This is a genomic window from Pseudomonas sp. NFX224 (assembly GCF_048565165.1).
Taxonomy (GTDB): Bacteria; Pseudomonadota; Gammaproteobacteria; order Pseudomonadales; family Pseudomonadaceae; genus Aquipseudomonas.
On record NZ_CP183416.1, the window covers coordinates 3,609,974 to 3,631,155 of the forward strand.

Genomic DNA, 21,182 nt, shown 5'->3' on the forward strand with positions numbered 1-21,182 from the left:
GGGCAAGCCCTAATGACGATCAGTTAAGCCGAGACACTGAACCTGTGGCGAGGGAGCAAGTTCCCTCGCCGCAGGTTAATCCTCGGCATTAGGGCTTGCCCGTGATGCTTTTCAGTCAGGCGCCGCCTCTTTGTAAGCCTTCAACGCTTTAAGCCGTTCACGCTTGATCGCCTCACCCAACTCCGGTCCCTTGAATCCCTTCTCCAGCAATGGCTGAATCGCGACGCTGCGGGCCGCAGTTGCCGCGCCGCGCAAATAATCCGCCTGTGGATAATTTCGCTCCTCCAAACCTTTGCGCCCGCGCCCGTCCATTTCGCACGCCGCGATGAATTCTTCGAATCGTTGCGGCCGACGGTAAACGTCGAAGCTTTGCAGCAACTCCAGCAAGGTCGACGGCTTCAGTTCCCGCGCACGATGGCCGTGTGTGTGATATTCGCCCACCAACAATGCCAGCTCCTGACAGTCCCTCGGGGCCTTGAAGCGTGCGTTGACCGCCTTGATCAGCTTGAGTCCCTTGAACTCGTGGGCAATGTGTCGAGGCCACTCTTCTTTCGGTGTCAGCCCCTTGCCCAGGTCGTGCAGCAGACAGGCCCAGCGCACGGTCAGCGGTTGTTTGTGCAGGGCAGCTTGTTCCAGCACGCTCAGGGTGTGTACGCCAGTATCGATTTCCGGATGGTGGGCCTCCGGTTGTGGCACGCCGAACAGTGCATCGATCTCTGGCATCAGCACCTTGAGTGCGCCGCAAGCGCGCAGCACTTCAATGAATACCTGAGGCTGGTTTTCCATCAGGGCGCGGGAGATCTCTTTCCAGCTCCGCTCCGCCGTCAACGCTTCCAGTTCGCCGGACTCACTGAGTTGACGCATCAGTTCCAGCGTTTCGGGGGCAACGGTGAAACCGAGCGCTGCATACCGAGCGGCAAAGCGCGCAACGCGCAGGACTCTGAGGGGATCTTCGGCAAACGCGGGGGATACGTGGCGGAGAATGCGGGCTTCAAGGTCGCGCTGGCCGTGGTAGGGGTCGGTCAGGTTCTTTTGATCATCCTCGGCCATGGCATTGATCGTCAGGTCGCGGCGGATCAGGTCTTCTTCGAGGGTCACTTCAGGGCTGGCGTGGAACGTAAATCCGCCATACCCGCGCCCGCTTTTGCGTTCGGTTCGGGCGAGGGCATATTCCTCACCGGTTTTTGGATGAAGGAAAACCGGGAAATCCGCGCCTACCGGGCGATATCCCTTGGCAAGCATCTCTTCGGTAGTGGCGCCGACCACGACGCGATCGACGTCGGTGACCGGGATGCCCAGCAGGCGATCACGCACCGCACCGCCAACTTTATAAATCCGCATAAAAAACCTCCGTTAGCTCGACAGGATAACCGTTGCGTCGGGCTTTCGGAGGCGCAAACAGAATCAAAGATGGATGACGGCCAGGTCCAGCCGGCCGTAATCGCCTTCGCTGTGTTCGTTTCTGGGCGGAACATGGTGGGTTTTCATCACTTGATCCCCTTGCAGGGTTTCCAGATGAATGTCGAAGCCCCAGAGACGATGCAGATGCTTGAGCACTTCCTCGGTGGACTCTCCCAGTGGTTTGCGGTCATGTTGCTGGTGGCGCAGGGTCAGCGAACGGTCGCCGCGGCGGTCGATGCTGTAGATCTGCACGTTGGGTTCGCGGTTGCCCAGGTTGTACTGGGCGGCCAGGGTTTCACGGATGATCCGGTAGCCGCCCTCATCGTGAATCGCCGGGACCAGCAGGTCGTCCTTTTGATCGTCATCGAGAATGCTGAACAGCTTGAGGTCGCGGATCACCTTCGGTGACAGGTACTGCAGGATGAAGCTCTCATCCTTGAAGCTACTCATGGCGAACTTGATGGCTGCCAGCCAGTCGGTACCGGCAATGTCAGGGAACCAGCGGCGATCTTCTTCCGTAGGCTCTTCGCACATTCGGCGGATGTCGCGGTACATGGCAAAACCCAGTGCATACGGGTTGATGCCGCTGTAGTAGGGGCTGTCGAAACCGGGCTGGAATACCACGCTGGTGTGGGACGTCAGGAACTCCATCATGAAGCCGTCGGTGACCAGGCCTTCGTCGTACAGGTCGTTCATCAGGGTGTAGTGCCAGAACGTGGCCCAGCCCTCGTTCATCACTTGAGTCTGTCGTTGAGGGTAGAAATACTGGGCGATTTTGCGCACGATCCGCACGATTTCCCGCTGCCAAGGCTCCAGCAGTGGCGCGTGTTTTTCGATGAAATACAGAATGTTTTCCTGCGGCTCGGCAGGGAAGCGTGCGTTGTCCTTGTCGCTGTATTTGTCCGCGCCTTTTGGAATTGTGCGCCACAGGTCGTTGATCTGTTTCTGCAGGTGCTCTTCCCGGTCCTTTTGCCGGCGACGTTCTTCTTCGGCGGAAATCGGATAAGGGCGTTTGTAGCGGTCGACGCCGTAATTCATCAGGGCATGGCAGGAGTCGAGAAGATCCTCGACCGCGTCGATGCCGTGGCGCTCTTCGCACTGCATGATGTACTGCTTGGCGAACACCAGGTAATCGATGATTGAACTGGCGTCAGTCCACGTACGGAACAGGTAATTACCTTTGAAAAAGCTGTTATGGCCATAGCAGGCATGCGCCACGACCAGCGCCTGCATGCAGATGGTGTTCTCTTCCATCAGGTAGGCGATGCACGGGTCGGAGTTGATCACGATCTCGTAGGCCAGCCCCATCTGGCCGCGGGTGTAGGATTTTTCAGTGCTGAGGAAGTGTTTTCCGTAGGACCAGTGGTGGTATCCCAGCGGCATGCCGACGGAAGCGTAGGCGTCCATCATCTGTTCGGCGGTGATCACTTCGATCTGGTTAGGGTAGGTATCGAGCGCGTAGCCCGCCGCAATACGGCTGATTTCGCGGTCGTAGGCCTGGATCAGCTCGAACGTCCATTCGGAGCCGGTGGATATGGGTTGGCGCTTCTGCTCTTTGGCGGTCATGTCACTAACCTGCGCTGGAAGAGTTCACGGAAGACCGGATAGATATCACCGGCCGAGACCAGTTGTTGCTGGGCAAAAGTGTCAGAAAAGGCTTCGGCGATGCGTTCGTACTCGAACCACAGGGCCTGATGTTCGCGTGGGGTTATCTCAACGTAAGTGTAGTACTGCACGAACGGCATGATCTGGTTGATCAGGATGTCGCGGCAGATGGGCGAGTCGTCGTTCCAGTTGTCGCCGTCGGAGGCCTGGGCGGCGTAGATGTTCCATTCGTTGGCCGGGTAGCGCTCGGCCATGATCTCCTGCATCAGCTTCAGGGCGCTGGAGACGATGGTGCCGCCGGTTTCACGGGAGTAGAAAAACTCCTCCTCATCCACTTCACGGGCACTGGTGTGGTGACGGATGAACACAACGTCAATCTTGTCGTAGTTACGCTTGAGAAACAGGTACAGCAGGATAAAGAAGCGCTTGGCGACATCCTTGGTCGCCTGGGTCATGGAGCCGGACACGTCCATCAGGCAGAACATCACCGCTTTTGAACTGGGGTTGGGTTGCTTGATCAACAGGTTGTACTTGAGGTCAAAGGTGTCGAGAAACGGTACGCGATGAATACGCGCGCTGAGTTTTTCGATTTCTGCTTCGAGGGCCTGGATATCGCCGAAGTTATCTGGTTCTTCCTGCCTCAATCGCAGAAGTTCTTCCTTTGCTTCGCGCAATTTCGCCCGGCTGCTGCCGGACAGGGCGATTCGTCGCGCATGGGCTGAACGCAGGGTGCGGATGATGTTGATCCGCGACGGGTTGCCCTCGTTGCTGATCCCTGCACGCACGGTCTTGAAGGTGTCGGTGCCGGTCAGGTTGCGCTTGACCAGGTTCGGCAGTTCAAGGTCCTCGAACATGAACTCGAGGAATTCTTCCTGGGTGATCTGGAAGACGAACTCGTCCATCCCTTCGCCCGAGTTACCGGCCTTGCCAGGCCCTCTGCCACCGCCACCTCCCGGTGGGCGGGCAATGTGCTCGCCGCTGGTGAATTCCTTGTTGCCGGGGTGAACCACCGTCTGTTTGCCGCCGCGACCATGGTGAAGCACCGGCTCGTCGATGTCGCGACCGGGAATGCTGATTTGCTCGCCGTGCTCCATATCGGTAATGGAGCGCCGACTGACCGCCTCTTCGACAGCCTTCTTGATGTGATCACGGTAACGCCGCAGAAACCGCTGGCGGTTCACCGTGCTCTTGTTCTTGCCATTGAGACGTCGGTCGATCACATAGCTCATGACTGCTCCTTAGAAGCTGTCCTGAAAGGGGCGAGCGTTCAAGCAGTAGTCAACAGAGTGCCAAGGGGTACAGGCTCCCCCAAGCGCTGTAGACGCGACCTGAATCTCGCTACCGACTTTCGAACACCTCCAGAGGCCTGTGTAACAGAAAATCCGTAGACAGGCCTCGGGCTGACGACAACCGGTCTGGCCGGCAGCGGGTTATTGTGATTTTCTGACCCGCAGGTACCACTCGGACAGCAGTCGTACCTGTTTGTCGGTGTAGCCCCGTTCGACCATCCGTGTGACGAAGTCGTTGTGTTTCTGCTGGTCTTCTTTGCTGGCCTTGGCATTGAAGCTGATGACCGGCAGCAGGTCCTCGGTGTTGGAGAACATTTTCTTCTCGATGACCACCCGCAGTTTTTCGTAGCTGAGCCAGGTCGGGTTCTTGCCGTTATTGTTGGCCCGGGCGCGCAGTACGAAGTTGACGATTTCGTTGCGGAAATCCTTCGGATTGCTGATGCCGGCCGGTTTTTCGATTTTCTCCAGTTCCTCGTTCAGTGCCACGCGGTTGAGGATCTCGCCGGTTTCCGGATCGCGGTATTCCTGATCCTGGATCCAGAAGTCGGCGTACAGCACGTAGCGATCGAAGATGTTCTGGCCGTACTCGCTGTAAGACTCGAGGTAGGCAGTCTGGATTTCCTTGCCGATGAATTCGATATAACGCGGTGCCAGGTACTCCTTGAGGAAGCGCAGGTAGCGTTCGCGGGTCTCGGCCTGGAACTGTTCCTGTTCGATCTGTTGTTCCAGCACGTAGAGCAGATGCACCGGGTTGGCGGCGATTTCGTGCGGATCGAAGTTGAAGACTTTCGACAGGATCTTGAACGCGAAGCGGGTCGAAAGACCGTTCATGCCTTCGTCGACACCGGCGTTGTCGCGGTATTCCTGGATCGACTTGGCTTTCGGATCGGTGTCCTTCAGGTTCTCGCCGTCATACACGCGCATCTTGGAATAGATGTTGGAGTTTTCCGGCTCCTTCAGGCGCGAAAGCACAGTGAACTGCGCCAGCATCTTCAAGGTGTCGGGCGCGCAATGGGCCTTGGCGAGCGAGCTGTTGAACAGCAGTTTGTCGTAGATCTTCACTTCGTCGCTGACCCGCAGGCAGTACGGCACTTTGACGATGTAGATCCGGTCGATGAACGCTTCGTTGTTCTTGTTGTTGCGGAAGGTATGCCATTCCGATTCGTTGGAGTGGGCGAGCAGGATCCCGGTGAACGGAATCGCGCCCAGGCCTTCGGTACTGTTGTAGTTACCTTCCTGGGTGGCGGTCAGTAATGGGTGCAGCACCTTGATCGGCGCCTTGAACATTTCGACGAATTCCATCAGGCCCTGGTTGGCCCGGCACAGTGCGCCCGAATAGCTGTAGGCGTCGGCATCGTTCTGCGGGAACTCTTCCAGTTTGCGGATATCGACCTTGCCCACCAGTGCCGAGATGTCCTGGTTGTTTTCATCTCCCGGCTCGGTTTTGGCCACGGCGATCTGGTTGAGAATCGACGGGTACAGTTTCACCACGCGGAACTGGCTGATATCGCCGCCGAATTCGGCCAGGCGCTTGGTGGCCCATGGCGACATGATGGTGTTGAGGTAACGCCGTGGAATGCCGAAGTCTTCCTCGAGGATCGCGCCATCTTCGGTGGCGTTGAACAGACCCAGGGGCGACTCGAATACCGGCGAGCCCTTGATCGCGTAGAAGGGTACTTTCTCGATCAGCTGTTTCAGCTTCTCGGCCAGGGACGATTTACCGCCACCGACGGGACCGAGCAGATAGAGGATCTGCTTCTTCTCTTCCAGACCCTGAGCGGCATGGCGGAAATACGAAACGATCTGGTCGATGCATTCTTCCATCCCGTGGAAGTCTTCAAAGGCCGGATAGCGGCGGATCACCTTGTTGGAGAAGATTCGCGACAGTCTCGAATTGGTCGAGGTGTCGAGCAGCTCCGGTTCACCGATGGCCAGGAGCAGACGCTCGGCGGCGGAAACGTAGGCGCTACGGTCCTGTTTGCACAGTTCCAGATACTCTTGCAGCGAGAGTTCTTCCTGGCGTGTGGACTCGAAACGTTGTTGGAAGTGGCTAAAGATACTCATGACGTCACCTCGCTCGATACGTGGAGCCGACGCCGGATCACTCAGTCGATGCTGGCAGCAACCGAACAGGCAGTCGCTGTTTACCCCCCAGAAATCTTTCGCGGCTGACTACTGCGAAAGCTACTCCCGATGATCCGCGCGCCGGTGTACCGGCTCTCCCCTGTTTTGGATGGCCTGCGCTTAAGGATAGTTGGGAATTCGGGAGGTAAAGGCGAGATACGTAATTAGTTGTGGCAGACCGTTCGTCTGCCACCGCGCTAGCCCGCGGGAGCCGGGGGCTTGCGTGTTACAAAAAAATTATTCAGAGGTGCCTTGCGCTGTTTCTGAAGGATACGTCGTACGCCACAGCTCAAATCCGCCATCCATGCTGTAGACGTCAGAGAAGCCCTGGCTGATCAGGTAGGCGGCAGCGCCCTGGCTGGAATTGCCGTGGTAGCAGACCACGACAGTCGGTGCATCAAGGTCGGCACCCTGGATGAAAGCGTGCAGGGAATGATTGTCCAGATGCTTCGAGCCTGAGATGTGCAGGGCAGCGAAAGTGGCGGGATCACGAACATCGACCACCACTGCGCCTTGTTCGCGCAGGGTATGGGCCTGTTCCGGGGGAATGCGTTTGAATTCGCTCATGGCGGGCTCCTGTGGCTCGGCTGAATGGGCAGTTTAGCGCGGGGCGCCGACTGACGATGGTTGGGAAGTTTGTGAGGTGAGCGGCGGCGTCGCCACATGGCCGTGCTCGTCGCATTTGCAGGACAGGCGCTCAAAGGTGTCGACATTCAACAGCGTCAGGGCACCGCCCCAGACACAGCCAGTGTCGAGCGCCGAGATGCCGGGTTCGTCGACGTTGCCTTCCAGCGCGGCCCAATGACCGAAGATGATCTTCAGGTCCTTGGTCTTGCGTTCCTTGTGCTGGAACCAGGGCTTGTAGCCTGCCGGTGCGGTACCCAGACCTTCCTTGCTCTTGAGGTCGAGCTTGCCTTCGGCGGTACAGAAACGCATCCGGGTGAAGTAGTTGGTGATGACTCGCAGGCGTGTCACGCCTTTGAGGTCGCTGTCCCATTTCGCCGGGTCGTTGCCGTACATACCGTCGAGGTAGGGCGCAAGAAGGTTGTCGTCGCGCAGGGCGGTTTCGACTTCGCCAGCGTACTTCAGGGCTTTGCGCAGCGACCATTGCGGCGGAATGCCGGCATGCACCAGCGCAACGTTGCGTTGCTCGTCGTAGTGCAGGAGTTTTTGCTGACGCAGCCACTCCAGCAGCTCGGCGCAATCGGGGGCTTCGATTATCTCGCGCAGCGTGTCCGCCTTCTTCAGGCGTTCGATGTTTTTCCCGGCGGCCAGCAAATGCAGGTCGTGGTTGCCGAGTACGCAAACCAGCGATTCGCGGATGCTATAGAGAAAGCGCAGGGTGTCGAGCGATTGCGGGCCACGGTTGACCAGGTCGCCGACCAGCCACAAACGATCCTTTGCCGGATCGAACGCGACTTGCTTGAGCAGGCATTGCAGCGCTTCCAGGCAGCCCTGCAAATCGCCGACGGCGTACGTCGCCATCAGTGCAAAGCTCCGGGCACTGCCAGGCGGAATGGCGCAATGATGGCGTCGAAATGCTTACCGTCGTCGGCAATCATCTGATAAGTGCCTTGCATGGTGCCGACCTTGGTGGTCATGACCGTACCGCTGCTGTAGGTGTGGCTCTTGCCCGCGTCGATCAACGGCTGCTGGCCCACGACGCCTGCACCGCGAACCTCTTCGACATGTCCGTCGCCATCGGTGATCACCCAGTGCCGTGACAACAGTTTGGCCGGTATCAGGCCATTGTTTTGCACGGTGATGGTGTAGGCGAAGGCAAAGCGATCGTGTTCGGGTTGCGATTGTTCTGCCAGATAGCGGGTGACGACGCTGACGTCGACCTGATAACGAGGATCGGACATGCAAGAGGCCTTAAAAACGAAGCGGGACGCGGGGCGTAGCTGATTGGGATCAGTCTAGGCCAAGTACCGGGTAGTAAACCAGACATGGGCGCTGGTGTCCTACCCGATCACGCTTCAGTTCTGTCAGGCGTCCGCTGGCTTCTGTAGGGATTGTTCGCTGAGTTTGTCAGCCAGGCGCACGAAGGCAGCCAGGTCGAGTTGCTCGGGACGCAGGCCGCCATCGACGCCGGCGGCTTCGATTTCAGCGTTGCTCAGCAGCAACTTGAGGGTGTTGCGCAGGGTTTTGCGACGCTGGTTGAAGGCTTCGCGCACAACGCGTTCCAGCAGTTTGTGGTCTTTGGCGGGGTGCGGCAGTACGGCGTGAGGTACCAGGCGCACGATGGCCGAATCGACTTTCGGTGGCGGATTGAACGCACCCGGACCGACGTTGAACAGATGCTCAACCCGGCAGTGATACTGAACCATGATCGACAACCGGCCCCAGTCACCACCGCCAGGTCCTGCCGCCAGACGCTCGACCACTTCCTTTTGCAGCATGAAGTGCATGTCGCGAATCAGGTGGGAGTTATGCAGCAGGTGGAAAATCAGCGGCGTGGAGATGTTGTACGGCAGGTTGCCGACCACGCGCAGACTGCCGGGGGCTGCATTAAGACTATTGAAGTCGAATTTCAGCGCATCACCCTGATGCAGGTTGAAATTGCTCTTGCCGGCAAACTGCTGGTTGAGGATCGGGATCAGGTCCTTGTCCAGTTCCACCACATCGAGTTGCGCGCCGCTGCTCAGCAGGCCTTGGGTGAGCGCACCCTGGCCCGGGCCGATTTCCAGCAGGCGATCTTCAGCTTTTGCATGGATGGAGCGCAGGATGCGGTCGATAACGCCGGCATCGTGCAGGAAATTTTGGCCAAAGCGTTTGCGCGCCTTGTGTTGGTATTGCTCGGTCATAAACGGGTCTCGGCCATCTGGTAGGCGGTTTCCAGGGCGACTTGCAGGCTGCCGGTGTCGATCTTGCCGCTGCCGGCCAGATCCAGGGCGGTGCCGTGGTCGACCGAAGTGCGGATGATCGGCAAGCCGAGCGTCACGTTGACTGCTGCGCCGAAGCCTTTGTATTTCAGCACAGGCAGGCCCTGGTCGTGGTACATCGCCAGCACTGCGTCGCAGTGCTCCAGATATTTGGGGGTAAACAGAGTGTCGGCGGGCAGGGGGCCACGCAGGTCCATGCCTTCGCCGCGCAGGCGCTCTAATGTGGGTTCGATGATATCGATTTCTTCATGGCCCAGGTGTCCGCCTTCACCGGCATGGGGGTTGAGCCCGCACACCAGAATACGTGGCTGGGCGATGCCGAATTTTTCTTGCAGGTCGGCATGCAGGATTCGGGTAACCCGTTCCAGACGCTCCGGCGTAATCGCGTCGGCGATCTCGCGAAGCGGCAGGTGGGTGGTGACCAGCGCCACGCGCAGGCCACGCGTGGCCAGCATCATCACCACTTGTGCGGTATGGGTCAGGTCGGCGAGGAATTCCGTGTGCCCGGAAAAGGCGATCCCGGATTCGTTGATCACGCCCTTGTGCACGGGCGCGGTGATCATCCCGGCGAAATGCCCATCCAGACAACCTTGGCCAGCGCGAGTCAGGGTTTCCAGGACAAAAGCCGCGTTGGCCTTGTCCAGTTGCCCGGCGACGACCCTGGCGTTGAGTGGCGTATCCCAGACATACAGGCTGTTGGCTGGCGCGGGTACGTCCGGCCAACTGTCCGGTGTGATCGGCAGCAAGTCGACAGCCACGCCCAACTGCGCGGCCCGCTCAAGGAGCAGGTCGCGGCTGGTAATGGCAATCAGAGGGTGTGGCTGGGCTTGTGAGGCGAGCAGCAGGCACAGGTCGGGACCTATGCCGGCCGGTTCGCCGGGTGTCAGCGCGAAACGTTTGGGTTTCACTGCGCTGCCTGGTCGGCGCCAGGGAGTTTGATTTCTACGTATGCTTCGTCACGGATCTGACGCAGCCAGGTTTGCAGCTCTTCGTCGTATTTGCGGTTACGCAGTACGGTCATGGCTTGCTGCTCACGGGCCTGTTCGGTGCTGTCAGTGGCGCGACGACCGAGAACTTCCAGAACGTGCCAGCCGTATTGGGTTTGGAATGGCTTGGACAGTTGACCTTGTGGGGTCTTGGTCATCACTTCGCGGAACTCCGGAACCAGTGCGTTCGGGTCGATCCAGTTCAAGTCGCCGCCGTTGAGGGCTGAGCCCGGGTCTTCCGAGAAGCTTTTTGCCAGTTCGCCGAAATCTTCGCCAGCTTCGATACGGGCGTAGATCGATTCAGCCAGGGCCTTGGTCTTTGCTTCGTCGCGGATCGGGCTCGGTTTGACCAGGATGTGACGTACGTGCACTTCGTCACGCACCTGTGCTCCACCGCCACGCTTGTCAGTGATCTTCAGGATGATGAAGCCGCCCGGCGTGCGCATTGGCTGGGTGATGTCGCCAACCGTCATGGTGCTCAACAGGCGGTCGAACGGAGGTGGCAACTGAGCGGCTTTACGCCAGCCCATGTCGCCGCCTTCCAGTGCGGTTTCGCTGGCGGATTTGGCGATGGCCAGCTGACCGAAGTCAGCGCCTTGCTTGAGCTGCTGGTAAACCTCGTCGGCCTGTTTGGCTGCGTTCTGAATCGCGTCGGAGTTGGCGCTTTCCGGGGTAGGAATCAGGATGTTGGCCAGACGGAACTCTTCGGACAGCTGCATCTTGCCAAGGTCGGAAGCGAGGAAGTTCTTCACTTCCTGCTCGGAGACCTGGATGCGTTCGGCCACGCGGCGCTGACGCACACGGCTGATGACCATTTCGCGACGGATCTGGTCGCGGGCGTCGTCATAAGACAGGCCGTCGTGAGTCAGGGCAGCACGGAATTGATCGACCGTCATGTTGTTGCGCTGGGCGATGGTGCCGACAGCCTGGTTCAGTTCTTCATCGGTGATGCGGATGCCGGAACGTTCGCCGATCTGCAGTTGCAGGTTTTCGACGATCAGGCGCTCAAGCACCTGTTGCTCCAGCACGCTGGCCGGCGGCACGGCAGAGCCGCGCTTGGCGATGGTTTGCTGAACTTCATGAACGCGTTGGTCCAGTTGGCTCTGCATGACCACGTCGTTGTCGACGATGGCCACCACTTTATCGATGGACTGTACCGCGGCGTTGGCCGCGGTACCCAGGAACAGCGCGCCCAGCAACAGCGGGCGCAGACAATCAGAAAGCTTGGTCTTCACGTTCACGATAACCTTGAATGCCTTTGTCGAGGAAACTCTCTACCTTGGCGCCGGTGAGGCCGCCGAGTCCCTTCAGAACAATTTGGAGGAAGACGCCATGGTCGCCTTTTTCGTTTTGCGGAGCGTCTTGACTGGTTTCGTCATAGTCGACCCAGTAACGGTTGATCAGGCGCAGTTTCCAGCAGCAGTTGTCGTACTCGAAACCACCGAAGGCTTCCAGGGTACGGTTGCGGTTGTAGTCATACTGCCAGCGGCTGATGGCATTCCATTGCGGCACGACCGGCCAGATGACCGAGAAGTCGTGCTGTTGGATCTTGTAGTAGTCCTTCACGTAGCCAGGCTGGCCTGGGGTGCCGTAGTCACCGCCACCCACCGACCATGTACCGCTGTTCTGATCGTAGCGAACCTGGTCATTGCGATAGCGATAGCCTGCGTTGATGACTTTGTTCGGGTTGTCTTCGGGCTGGTAGTGGAACATCGCACTGCCCGAGCGAGGGCTGCGGCTGTCCGGGTCCCAGTTGTAATCGGCGGTGGTGCGCCAGTCGCGGTTCCAACGGTATTCGTATTCCAGCGCGTACGGCGAAACGCTCGATTGCGAGTCTTCGCGAGTGCGGGCATCGATGCCTGGCAGCTGGACTTTGCGGTCCTTGAAGTAAAACGCCTGGCCGACGCTAACGCGTTGACGCTCGAACCCGTCGTCTTCAATCCAGCGGTTGGTTACGCCCAGCGACAGTTTGTTCTCGTCGCCGACACGGTCGGAACCGGAGAAACGGTTGTCACGGAACAGAGAGGCATAGTTGAAGGTGTATTCGCTGGTGTCGAATACCGGAATATCTTCCTGGTCCTTCTCTGGTACGTAGAGGTAGAACAGGCGAGGCTCAAGGGTCTGGCGATAGTTTTTGCCGAACCATTGGGTGTTACGGTCGAAATACAGGCCACTGTCGATGCTGGCAATCGGCACACCACGATTCTGGTTGCTGTCGAACGTGCCGTTGAGTCGGTCCTGTTCTGCGGTCTGTGCGGCAACCTGGCTTTTACCGATACTGTCCAGATCAAGTTGGTACTGCGTGTACTGATACTTGAGCTTCGGAGTGATGTAGCCATAAGACGCCTGCATCGGCAGGCTCATCGCTGGTGCAAGGTTCAGGCGATCACCGTTGGCGCGAGCAAGACCTGCAACGTTGGTATCCAATCGTGGAGCTACATTGCCATCTTCGTCACTGAAGTTGCCGTTTTTCAGGTCCCGGTCAAATCGCACGAGCTCAGTGTCATAGCTGAAATTCAGACCGCCGGGATGTTCCGGGAGCGCACCGTTGAAGGTGATCTGTGGCAACCGGTCATACGGCGTGATGTTCGATACAGTCGCCAGCTGATAAGCCTGGGCATTCACGCGAGCGGTGTAGCTGTCGCCGCGATAGGTGACGGAACCCTGCTGGTTAACGTAGTCAGCACTTTTCACGCCAATCTGGTCAGTCTGCAGATCCTGGAAATAATAAGGATCGCTGATCTTGGTGTAGTCGACCTGGGTCAGGACGCGCGAATCAAGACCACCCTTGTGCTGCCAGTTGTACATGTAGCGGGTTTTTTCGTAATCGGTCTGCAGCTTGCGATCGTCGTTCTCGTCGTTCAGGTACGCAGCACCGAACTGGCCTTCGCTTGACTTGGTCAGGTAACGGAATTCGCCTTCCATCAATAGACCGCGATCGCTCATATACCGTGGATACAACGTGGCATCGTAGTTCGGTGCCAGGTTGAAGTAGTACGGCGTGACCAGCAGGAAGCCTGTATCGCTGCCGCTGCCGATGGTCGGCGGCAGGAAACCGGACTGGCGACGGTCATCGATCGGGAAATAGATGTACGGCGTGTACAGGACTGGAATGTCCTTGACCCGCAATGTCACGTTGGTCGCGGTACCGAAGCCGGTGGCCGGGTTCAGGGTGATGTTATTACCCTTGAGCTGCCAGGCGTTGCTGTTCGGTTCGCACGTGGTGTACGTACCATCCTTGAGACGGATGATGGCGTTCTCGGCACGCTTGGCGTACAGCGCGTTGCCGCGGATACGGGATTTGTGCATCACGTATTCGGCGTTGTCGACCTTGGCTTCACCGGTATCGAGCTGCACGTCGGCGTGATCGCCCACGATCAGCGCGCCGTTGTCGCGAATGCGTACGTTGCCGCTCAGCTCACCACGGCTCTCGGCCTGGTAAAGATTGGCTTCGTCGGCTTCGACCTGCATGCTGCCCTGGCGCATGACCACGTCACCGGCCAGGGTGGCGACTTGCTCATCCTGCTTATAGCGGGAGGCCTTGGCGCCGATAAAGGTAGGCGCGTCACTTTTACTCGTCTTGTCATTCATGCCAGGACGAGTCGGTTCGATATAGGAACCAGAGCAATAAGGACCGGTTTCGGCCAGTTGCGCTGCAGTGAGCTGCTCGCGGGGAACCCAGTCGAGGTGGCTGTAGTCTTCGCTACGCGACTTCAGGCCGCGGCCCTTGGACTCGGTTACCAGCACAGTCTTGGCGCCGGTGTCTTCGCTGGAGCCTTCCTCGGCCGGTGTTTCGCCGGTTGCGGAAACTGCGCTGCCGTCATGGACGGGACGCGGAGGCAATGCAGCCGCCGGCGCCTTCGGCGCACAATCCCAGGCACCCGAAGCAGAGACTGAGCAGTCATACTGTTCCGCAGCGACCACGAAGGAAGTGGCTAGAGGTTGCAAGGCCAGCAGACTGCCGGTTACCAACAACGGAAATTTTTTACGAAACGCGGGGGATTTCAATGCCATCTTATTAGTCCGGGCTTCCTGCGTGCCATCTGCCCGCGGTGTGGGCCGCACGCCTCTCGATGGTCTGAAAAAGATGCTGGATAATAAAGCATGACCCGCTTGACGGCTAGCGCCGTCGGAGACCCTTGCAATGCCTGACCAAGATGTACGTTTGCAACACCTGAAAGTTTGGCTCGATCAACAATTGGAGACCCTTTTTGCGGACCAGGGCTGGGGTTCCGTACCCCCGGCCACATTGACTGCGGCCAGCAGCGACGCGAGTTTCCGGCGTTATTTCCGTTGGGAAGGCGCGGGTAGAAGTTTCATCGTGATGGATGCTCCGCCGCCCCAGGAAAACTGCAAACCCTTCGTGGATATCGCTTTTTTGCTGGCGAAATCCGGAATAAATGTGCCGAAAATTTATGCAGAAGACCTCGAGCGCGGATTTCTTTTGCTGAACGACCTCGGCAACAAGACCTATCTGGATGTGATCGACAGCGAAAATGCCGACGATTTGTTCAACGATGCCCTGCAAGCGCTGTTGGCTTTTCAACAATTGCCGATGGTTGCGCCGTTGCCGAGTTATGACGTGGCGTTGTTGCGTCGCGAACTCGAACTGTTCCCTGAGTGGTACGTGAAGCGTGAATTGGGTATCGAGTTTGACGCGGCGCAACAAGTGCTCTGGCAGCAAGTCAGCGATTTGTTGATCGACAGCGCCCTGGCCCAGCCCAAAGTCCTGGTCCATCGCGACTACATGCCGCGCAACCTGATGCTCAGCGAGCCGAACCCCGGTGTGCTGGATTTCCAGGATGCGGTTTATGGCCCGGTGACCTACGACGTGACCTGCCTGTTCAAGGATGCCTTCCTCAGCTGGCCCGAGGAACGCGTGCGCGGTTGGCTGGAAAGTTATTGGCAGCAGGCCACTGCGCTGGACATTCCGGTGCAGCCGGAGTTTGAAGATTTCCTGCGCGCCAGCGACTTGATGGGCGTACAGCGTCACCTGAAAGTGATCGGCATCTTTGCGCGCATCTGCCATCGCGATGGCAAGCCACGTTATCTGGGCGATGTGCCGCGTTTCTTCGCCTATATAGAAGCTGTGATCGCCCGCCGCCCTGAACTGGCTGAACTGGATGTGTTGCTGGCCAGTCTGCGCGCTGGAGTGAAGGCATGAAGGCGATGATTCTGGCGGCAGGCAAAGGCGAGCGCATGCGCCCGCTGACCCTGACCACGCCAAAACCGCTGGTTCGCGCCGGTGGGGTGCCCCTGATCGAGTATCACCTGCGTGCGCTGGCCACTGCCGGGTTTACCGAGATCGTGATCAACCATGCCTGGCTCGGGCAGCAGATAGAGGATTACCTGGACGACGGTTCGCGCTATGGCGTCGGCATCCAGTACTCGCCGGAAGGGGAGCCACTGGAAACCGGCGGCGGGATTTTTCGTGCATTACCGTTGCTGGGTGATGACGCCTTTGTCGTGGTCAATGGCGACATCTGGACCGATTACGACTTCAGTGTGCTGCATCAGCCGATTGTCGGCCTGGCTCATCTGGTGCTGGCGAACAACCCGGCTCATCACCCGAGCGGGGATTTCCAGTTGATCGACGGTCAGGTTCGCGACGGGCAACCGGGTGCGGCCACCCTGACCTACAGCGGCATTGCCGTGTTGCATCCGCAGTTGTTCGAAGGTTGCTCTGCCGGGGCGTTCAAACTGGCACCTTTACTGCGTGCCGCGATGGCGAACGGGCAGGTTTCCGGAGAACACCTGAGCGGGCAGTGGGTCGATGTCGGCACTCACGAACGTTTGGCTGAAGCGGAAAACCTGATCGAAGCGAGCCGCTGACATGCTATGGCCAGGGACTCTGATCGGAGCCGGAGCGGGCTTTGCCATTGCCAGCATTCCGGGGGCTCTGCTCGGTGCCTTGTTGGGACAGGCGCTGGATCGACGCCTGCACTTGCAAAGCTGGGCGCATCTGCGGGAAAAACTTGGTGGTCGTCCGGTACTGCGCAACGATGAACTGCTGTTCGTGTTGCTCGGCCGGCTGGCCAAGTGCGACGGGCGGGTGGTGGAGGGGCATATCCAGCAGGCGCGTCAGGAAATGCATTCGCTGGAAATGAACGAACCGGCCCGGCGTCGGGCGATTGCCGCGTTCAATCGCGGCAAGTCGGGCAACGATCGGTTGCGCGGTTATCTGCGTCGCTTGAGTGCTCAGCCCCATGCGACCGAAGGCGTGTTGCGCGCCTGTTGGCGGATGGTCTGGGCCGATGGTCGGGCTGGCAGCAGCGAGCGCGAGCTGATTGCCCAGTGGGGCAAGTGGCTGGGCTGGACGCCGCATCAGGTACAGGCTCTGGCCCACGACTATGAGCCGCACAAACGACCGCAGGTCAGCGGTGCGGTGACGTACCAGGACGCGTTGCGACTGTTGGGGGTGTCAGCGACCAGTGAGCCGGCGCAGATCAAGCGCGCCTATCGGCGCCTGCTCAGTCGGCATCACCCGGACAAGATCGCCGGCAGTGGAGCGACGGCGTCGCAGGTTCGTGAGGCTACCGAGAAAACCCGGGAGCTGCACAACGCCTACACGCTGATTCGTCAGCGGCGGGATTTTCGCTAGACATTGGTTTTGTGGTCTCTGTCAGGTCCCCATCGCGAGCAGGCTCGCTCCCACATTTGATCGGCGTTGTTTGGTCGAACGCGGACTGGTGTGTGAGCGAGCCTGCTCGCGATAGGGGCGACGCGGTCAATCAGTCCGCCGCATTCTGCGGATTCAACCAACCCCGCACCCGGCGAACCAGTTGCTCCTGTTGTGCCTTGCTGTCGCCCGGCAACGCCTTGAGCGAGACCTGGCTGAAGGCCGAAGTCTTCAAGCGTTTGCTGGTCTGCAACCGGGCCAGTGCCGCGTTGCGGTCCAGCGGTTTGTCCATGTAGAAGATGTCAGCGGTGGGCAATTTCAGGGTGGGCACGAGCTCGTCCAGTTCGGGTTTCGCTTGACCGGGCGTTTGCGCGGCGACCATGACGAACCGCTCGACTTGCGATGTCTGCTTCTCGCTCAGATACCGCGCGGCCCAATAAGCGCCGGTGCCATGACCCAGTACGACGATGCTGCGAGCGCTTTGCTGTTCGGCGAACGCGATCGCCGCGTCGATGCGAGCGAAGATTCGCTCGGCATCCGCTTTGGACTGTTCTTCACTGGTTTCGGCGACGGGCTTGTCCGCCACTTCCGCTTCACCGCCGGCTGCCTGTTCGATGGGGGCGGCGGTGGTCGAGTCCTTGCTGCCGGCGTCCGGCGTCTTGGGCGCTGGCGGCACTTCGGCAACGCGTGGCGCAATGGCATCGCTTTGCAAGTCCGGCAAGGTGATACTCAGGCTGCTCCATTCGGCGTTCGGCAATTGGCGGCGCAACGGACTGATTGCTTGCGGCCAGTCAACGGTTTCGCCAGCGCCCGGGACGATAATCACCGCGCCTTTGGGTTCGGCGGTATTGGCCGGTTTCCACAAGGCGAGGAAAGTGTCGCCGCCCGCTTGCAGTTGCTGCTGCTCCTGGGCCGGAATTTTTCGTTCGAGTGCTGACGCTTCTGCCTGGCTACGCTCAGGCAACGGCTGGCGTTCAATCGGTTTTTCTTGCGCGGGTTGTTCAGCGGCGGCAGGCGCCGGATCGGCAGCCTTGACGGAAAAAGCGCATGGCAGGATCAGCGACAGGCACAATGCTGGCAGTGCCAGGCGGTAGACAGGGGGCATCGGATATTCCAGGCCAGAAGTGATTCCGGCAGCCTAATGGGTTGGTCAGTATTTGTCAGTGTGTGAGAGTTCGATGATGCGTTTTCGCTGCCTGTGGGTTATCGGCTGGTTGTGGTTTCCCTTGATGGGCTGGGCGGCGGCCGCGCCACCAGCGCATGTCGCACCGTTGTCCGTGGGCCAGCAACAATGGCTGGCGCAACAGGGCGAGTTGCGCGTCGGTCTGGTGTTGCAGGCGCCCTATGCGCAATACGATCGTCGCTTGCAGCGCCTGTCCGGGGTCAATGTCGAACTGATGAAATGGTTGGCCAAGTCGCTCAAAGTCGAGCTGAGCTGGCGCAACTTTCCTGATCTGGAACAGCTGGAAGCCGCCGCACGCGCGGGTGAAATCGATATCGCCCCCGGGCTGAGCCAGACTCCCGCAGGGCTGCGGCTCTGGCAGTTTTCCGACCCGTACATGCGGGTGCCGCAACTGGTGGTCAGCGACCAGAAAAGCACCGGTGCGGTGGAGCTGGAGAAACTCGACAGCCAGACCCGCGTCGCCGTGCGCATGCCCAGCGCGACGGCCGCTTACCTGCGCGGCAACTATCCGCACCTGAACCTTCAGGGCGTGCCGGTAGAGCGTCAGGCGCTGCAATTGTTGTTGAGCCAGCAGGCCGGTTACGCCGTGGTCGATGAGGCGCAATTGGGGCGGCTGTCCGTCGAGCCGGAATTCGCCGGGCTGGTGGTGGTGGGGGACATCGGTTTGCCGCAGTTGCTGCGGGTGGCCACGCGGCGCGACAAGCCGGAACTGGCCGGAATCATCGAAAGCGCGCTGCGAGCGATCCCGGCCAAGGATCTGGAAACGCTGCACAACCAATGGCTGCAACCCAAGTACCCACGACTCACCGAGTCGCCGGGCTTCTGGCAAAACCTCTGCCTGTTGTTGTTGGTGCTGACGCTGAGCAGCATGGCGATCGTGTTCTGGCAGCGCCGCCAGCAGCACAGCCTGGAGCAACGACTGGCGGCTGCGCAGGCAGACATCGCCTTGCGGGCAGCCAGTGAAGAGGCGTTGAGGCTGACGCAATTTTCCATCGATCAGAGCACCGTCGGCATCCTTTGGGTGAATTGGGACAGTCACGTGCGTTATGCCAACCGTGCGGCGGAATCCATGCTGGGCTATCCACCGGGCGGGATCATCGACAGGCCCTTGATCGATTTCGAACCCGGCCTGCATATGGATCGCTGGTTGAACCTGTGGAAGCGCGCCAGGGCCAGCGACGAGTCGCCGCAAAGTTTCGAAACCAATTGCCTGCGGGCCGATGGCAGCATTCTGCCGACAGATGTCTCGCTGAGCTTCCTGCGTTTTCGCGATGGCGAATACCTGGTGGTTTACCTCACTGACGTCACCGAGCGTCGCCGTGCGCTGGCGGCATTGCAGGAAAGTGAGGCGCGGTTGCAAGGGATCGCGGCGAACGTTCCCGGATTGGTCTTTCGCCTGGAGCGTGCGCCGGTGACAGGGCAGATCGACTTTGCCTACATCAGCGAGGGCAGCGAAAGTCTGGTGGGGTACTCGCCGGCAACGTTGGCTCATCGTGACAAAGGCCTGCGCAGCCTGGTGCATCCGGACGACAAGGCCAGTTATCACCAGACCCAGGATCATGCGCTGGACACCGACAGCGACTGGTCGTGGCAAGGGCGAATTCTTACGCGTCAGGGCGAACAGCGCTGGGCCGAAATCAAGGCGATTACCCGTCAACTGGAAGACGGTGCCTACGTCTGGGACGGTATTGTCTGGGACATCAGCGAGAGCAAGCGCATTGAACTGGAACTGGCCAGCTCCCGCGAGCAACTGCGGGAATTGTCCGCGCACCTGGAAAGCGTACGGGAAGAGGAAAAGGCGCGCATCGCCCGTGAAGTTCACGACGAATTGGGCCAGATGCTCACTGTGTTAAAGCTGGAAACGTCCATGTGCGAACTGGCCTACGCGCAACTGGACCCTGGTCTGAACGAGCGCTTGAACAGCATGAAACGCTTGATCGCTCAGTTGTTCCAGTTGGTGCGGGATGTGGCGACGGCGTTGCGACCGCCGATTCTCGATGCCGGCATCGCCTCGGCGATCGAGTGGCAGGCCCGCCGCTTCGAGGCGCGCACGCAGATTCCGTGTCTGGTGCAGGTGCCGGATAATTTACCGCTGCTCAGTGATGCCAAGGCGATCGGTCTGTTTCGCATCCTTCAGGAAGCACTGACCAATGTCATGCGTCACGCCCAGGCGCATACTGTTGAACTGACGCTGGCCCTTGAAGGCGACGAGTTGTGTCTGACGGTCAGCGATGATGGCGTAGGATTTGTCGCAACGGCAGGTAGACCGACATCCTTTGGTGTGGTCGGCATGCGCGAGCGGGTGTTGATCATGGGCGGGCAGTTGTCGCTTGCTAGTGAGCCGGGAGAGGGCACGACCCTGATCGTGCGAGTGCCGTTGGATGAGGAGAAGTGAGTGATCCGTGTACTGGTAGCCGAAGACCACACCATCGTCCGCGAAGGCATCAAGCAATTGATCGGCCTAGCCAAGGATCTGCTGGTGGTGGGGGAGGCGAGCAATGGGGAGCAGTTGCTAGAAACCTTGCGGCATGTGCCCTGCGAAGTGGTGTTGCTGGATATCTCCATGCCGGGCGTTAACGGCCTGGAAGCGATTCCACGGATTCGTGCGCTGAACAATCCTCCGGTGATCCTGGTGCTGTCGATGCACGACGAAGCGCAGATGGCAGCCCGGGCGTTGAAGGTCGGTGCTGCGGGGTATGCGACCAAGGACAGTGATCCGGCGCTGTTGCTGACCGCTATCCGCCGGGTCGCGGCAGGGGGGCGTTATATCGATCCCGACCTCGCAGATCGCATGGTCTTCGAAGTCGGCCTGACCGATTCGCGGCCATTGCACTCGCTGCTGTCAGAGCGCGAATTCTCCGTGTTCGAACGCCTGGCTCAAGGCGCCAACGTCAACGACATCGCCCAGCAACTGGCCTTGAGCAGCAAGACTATCAGCACCCACAAGGCGCGGCTGATGCAGAAGCTCAACATCACCTCGCTGGCCGAGTTGGTGAAGTACGCGATGGAACACAAGCTCCTCTAAACCTGTGGACGCATATCCATTTACGACAGCTCAAAACACGGTTTTTTCCTTTACTTGCGGCTTGT

17 protein-coding genes are annotated in these 21,182 nt (G+C 59.4%); 5 read left to right on the forward strand and 12 right to left on the reverse strand.

Annotated features, from left to right (window positions below; genetic code table 11):
* Positions 1-111: 111 nt before the first annotated feature.
* The 11 genes from ACNYC6_RS16280 to ACNYC6_RS16330 all read right to left on the reverse strand — a co-directional run bounded on the left by ACNYC6_RS16280 (position 112) and on the right by ACNYC6_RS16330 (position 14,304).
* The gene (locus ACNYC6_RS16280) at positions 112-1,341 is read right to left on the reverse strand and encodes a multifunctional CCA addition/repair protein (RefSeq protein WP_419708300.1); all 1,230 of its coding nucleotides are present in this window, start codon (positions 1,339-1,341) and stop codon (positions 112-114) included.
* Positions 1,342-1,404: 63 nt separating this feature from the next.
* Positions 1,405-2,967, reverse strand: coding sequence for a SpoVR family protein (locus ACNYC6_RS16285; RefSeq protein ID WP_419708301.1), 1,563 nt, complete (start codon positions 2,965-2,967; stop codon positions 1,405-1,407).
* A complete protein-coding gene (locus tag ACNYC6_RS16290; RefSeq protein ID WP_419708302.1) occupies positions 2,964-4,235 on the reverse strand; it encodes a YeaH/YhbH family protein in 1,272 nt (423 codons plus the stop codon). The genes ACNYC6_RS16285 and ACNYC6_RS16290 overlap by 4 nt, the downstream gene beginning before the upstream one ends.
* Before the next feature lie 201 nt (positions 4,236-4,436).
* Positions 4,437-6,359, reverse strand: coding sequence for a PrkA family serine protein kinase (locus ACNYC6_RS16295; RefSeq protein ID WP_045059965.1), 1,923 nt, complete (start codon positions 6,357-6,359; stop codon positions 4,437-4,439).
* Positions 6,360-6,656: 297 nt separating this feature from the next.
* Positions 6,657-6,986: a thiosulfate sulfurtransferase GlpE gene (gene glpE, locus ACNYC6_RS16300; protein ID WP_419708303.1), complete on the reverse strand. Its 330-nt coding sequence runs from the start codon at positions 6,984-6,986 to the stop codon at positions 6,657-6,659.
* Positions 6,987-7,019: 33 nt separating this feature from the next.
* Entirely contained in the window at positions 7,020-7,904 is an 885-nt protein-coding gene (locus ACNYC6_RS16305) for a symmetrical bis(5'-nucleosyl)-tetraphosphatase (RefSeq protein ID WP_419708304.1), read from the reverse strand.
* Complete coding sequence (gene apaG, locus ACNYC6_RS16310; protein WP_419708305.1) at positions 7,904-8,284, reverse strand: Co2+/Mg2+ efflux protein ApaG; 381 nt, start codon at positions 8,282-8,284, stop codon at positions 7,904-7,906. Before apaG ends, ACNYC6_RS16305 begins: the two co-directional genes overlap by 1 nt.
* 123 nt (positions 8,285-8,407) lie before the next feature.
* On the reverse strand, positions 8,408-9,226 hold the full coding sequence (rsmA, locus tag ACNYC6_RS16315; protein ID WP_419708306.1) for a 16S rRNA (adenine(1518)-N(6)/adenine(1519)-N(6))-dimethyltransferase RsmA: 819 nt from the start codon (positions 9,224-9,226) through the stop codon (positions 8,408-8,410).
* Positions 9,223-10,212: a 4-hydroxythreonine-4-phosphate dehydrogenase PdxA gene (pdxA, locus tag ACNYC6_RS16320; RefSeq protein ID WP_419708307.1), complete on the reverse strand. Its 990-nt coding sequence runs from the start codon at positions 10,210-10,212 to the stop codon at positions 9,223-9,225. Before pdxA ends, rsmA begins: the two co-directional genes overlap by 4 nt.
* Positions 10,209-11,525: a peptidylprolyl isomerase SurA gene (gene surA, locus ACNYC6_RS16325; protein WP_419708308.1), complete on the reverse strand. Its 1,317-nt coding sequence runs from the start codon at positions 11,523-11,525 to the stop codon at positions 10,209-10,211. Before surA ends, pdxA begins: the two co-directional genes overlap by 4 nt.
* The gene (locus ACNYC6_RS16330; RefSeq protein ID WP_419708309.1) at positions 11,506-14,304 is read right to left on the reverse strand and encodes an LPS-assembly protein LptD; all 2,799 of its coding nucleotides are present in this window, start codon (positions 14,302-14,304) and stop codon (positions 11,506-11,508) included. Before ACNYC6_RS16330 ends, surA begins: the two co-directional genes overlap by 20 nt.
* Before the next feature lie 130 nt (positions 14,305-14,434).
* On the opposite strand from ACNYC6_RS16330, the gene ACNYC6_RS16335 reads away from it, so the two are divergent.
* Genes ACNYC6_RS16335 through ACNYC6_RS16345 form a run of 3 tightly spaced genes read left to right on the forward strand, consistent with a single transcriptional unit; the run spans position 14,435 to position 16,891 of the window.
* Positions 14,435-15,454 (forward strand): aminoglycoside phosphotransferase family protein, encoded by a 1,020-nt coding sequence (locus ACNYC6_RS16335; protein WP_419708310.1) that lies wholly within the window; start codon positions 14,435-14,437, stop codon positions 15,452-15,454.
* Positions 15,451-16,122: an N-acetylmuramate alpha-1-phosphate uridylyltransferase MurU gene (gene murU / locus ACNYC6_RS16340; RefSeq protein ID WP_419708311.1), complete on the forward strand. Its 672-nt coding sequence runs from the start codon at positions 15,451-15,453 to the stop codon at positions 16,120-16,122. Before ACNYC6_RS16335 ends, murU begins: the two co-directional genes overlap by 4 nt.
* 1 nt (position 16,123) lies before the next feature.
* Positions 16,124-16,891 carry a TerB family tellurite resistance protein gene (locus ACNYC6_RS16345; protein ID WP_419708312.1) on the forward strand — a complete coding sequence of 256 codons (768 nt, stop codon included), beginning with the start codon at positions 16,124-16,126 and terminating at the stop codon, positions 16,889-16,891.
* A gap of 130 nt (positions 16,892-17,021) precedes the next feature.
* On the opposite strand, the gene ACNYC6_RS16350 is transcribed toward ACNYC6_RS16345, so the two are convergent.
* On the reverse strand, positions 17,022-18,014 hold the full coding sequence (locus tag ACNYC6_RS16350) for an alpha/beta hydrolase family protein (RefSeq protein ID WP_419708313.1): 993 nt from the start codon (positions 18,012-18,014) through the stop codon (positions 17,022-17,024).
* A 73-nt stretch (positions 18,015-18,087) separates the two neighbouring features.
* On the opposite strand from ACNYC6_RS16350, the gene ACNYC6_RS16355 reads away from it, so the two are divergent.
* Both ACNYC6_RS16355 and ACNYC6_RS16360 read left to right on the forward strand, forming a co-directional pair.
* The gene (locus tag ACNYC6_RS16355) at positions 18,088-20,487 is read left to right on the forward strand and encodes a PAS domain-containing sensor histidine kinase (protein WP_419708314.1); all 2,400 of its coding nucleotides are present in this window, start codon (positions 18,088-18,090) and stop codon (positions 20,485-20,487) included.
* A complete protein-coding gene (locus ACNYC6_RS16360; protein WP_020798801.1) occupies positions 20,488-21,117 on the forward strand; it encodes a response regulator transcription factor in 630 nt (209 codons plus the stop codon).
* Positions 21,118-21,182: the final 65 nt, after the last annotated feature.

Coding starts and splice junctions, on each gene's coding strand:
- rsmA (WP_419708306.1), bottom strand. CDS start 9,226: ATGACCGAGCAATACCAACACAAGGCGCGCAAACGCTTTGGCCAAAAT.
- apaG (WP_419708305.1), bottom strand. CDS start 8,284: ATGTCCGATCCTCGTTATCAGGTCGACGTCAGCGTCGTCACCCGCTAT.
- ACNYC6_RS16350 (WP_419708313.1), bottom strand. CDS start 18,014: ATGCCCCCTGTCTACCGCCTGGCACTGCCAGCATTGTGCCTGTCGCTG.
- ACNYC6_RS16345 (WP_419708312.1), top strand. CDS start 16,124: ATGCTATGGCCAGGGACTCTGATCGGAGCCGGAGCGGGCTTTGCCATT.
- ACNYC6_RS16295 (WP_045059965.1), bottom strand. CDS start 6,359: ATGAGTATCTTTAGCCACTTCCAACAACGTTTCGAGTCCACACGCCAG.
- ACNYC6_RS16290 (WP_419708302.1), bottom strand. CDS start 4,235: ATGAGCTATGTGATCGACCGACGTCTCAATGGCAAGAACAAGAGCACG.
- ACNYC6_RS16330 (WP_419708309.1), bottom strand. CDS start 14,304: ATGGCATTGAAATCCCCCGCGTTTCGTAAAAAATTTCCGTTGTTGGTA.
- ACNYC6_RS16285 (WP_419708301.1), bottom strand. CDS start 2,967: ATGACCGCCAAAGAGCAGAAGCGCCAACCCATATCCACCGGCTCCGAA.
- murU (WP_419708311.1), top strand. CDS start 15,451: ATGAAGGCGATGATTCTGGCGGCAGGCAAAGGCGAGCGCATGCGCCCG.
- ACNYC6_RS16280 (WP_419708300.1), bottom strand. CDS start 1,341: ATGCGGATTTATAAAGTTGGCGGTGCGGTGCGTGATCGCCTGCTGGGC.
- ACNYC6_RS16335 (WP_419708310.1), top strand. CDS start 14,435: ATGCCTGACCAAGATGTACGTTTGCAACACCTGAAAGTTTGGCTCGAT.
- glpE (WP_419708303.1), bottom strand. CDS start 6,986: ATGAGCGAATTCAAACGCATTCCCCCGGAACAGGCCCATACCCTGCGC.
- ACNYC6_RS16305 (WP_419708304.1), bottom strand. CDS start 7,904: ATGGCGACGTACGCCGTCGGCGATTTGCAGGGCTGCCTGGAAGCGCTG.
- ACNYC6_RS16355 (WP_419708314.1), top strand. CDS start 18,088: ATGATGCGTTTTCGCTGCCTGTGGGTTATCGGCTGGTTGTGGTTTCCC.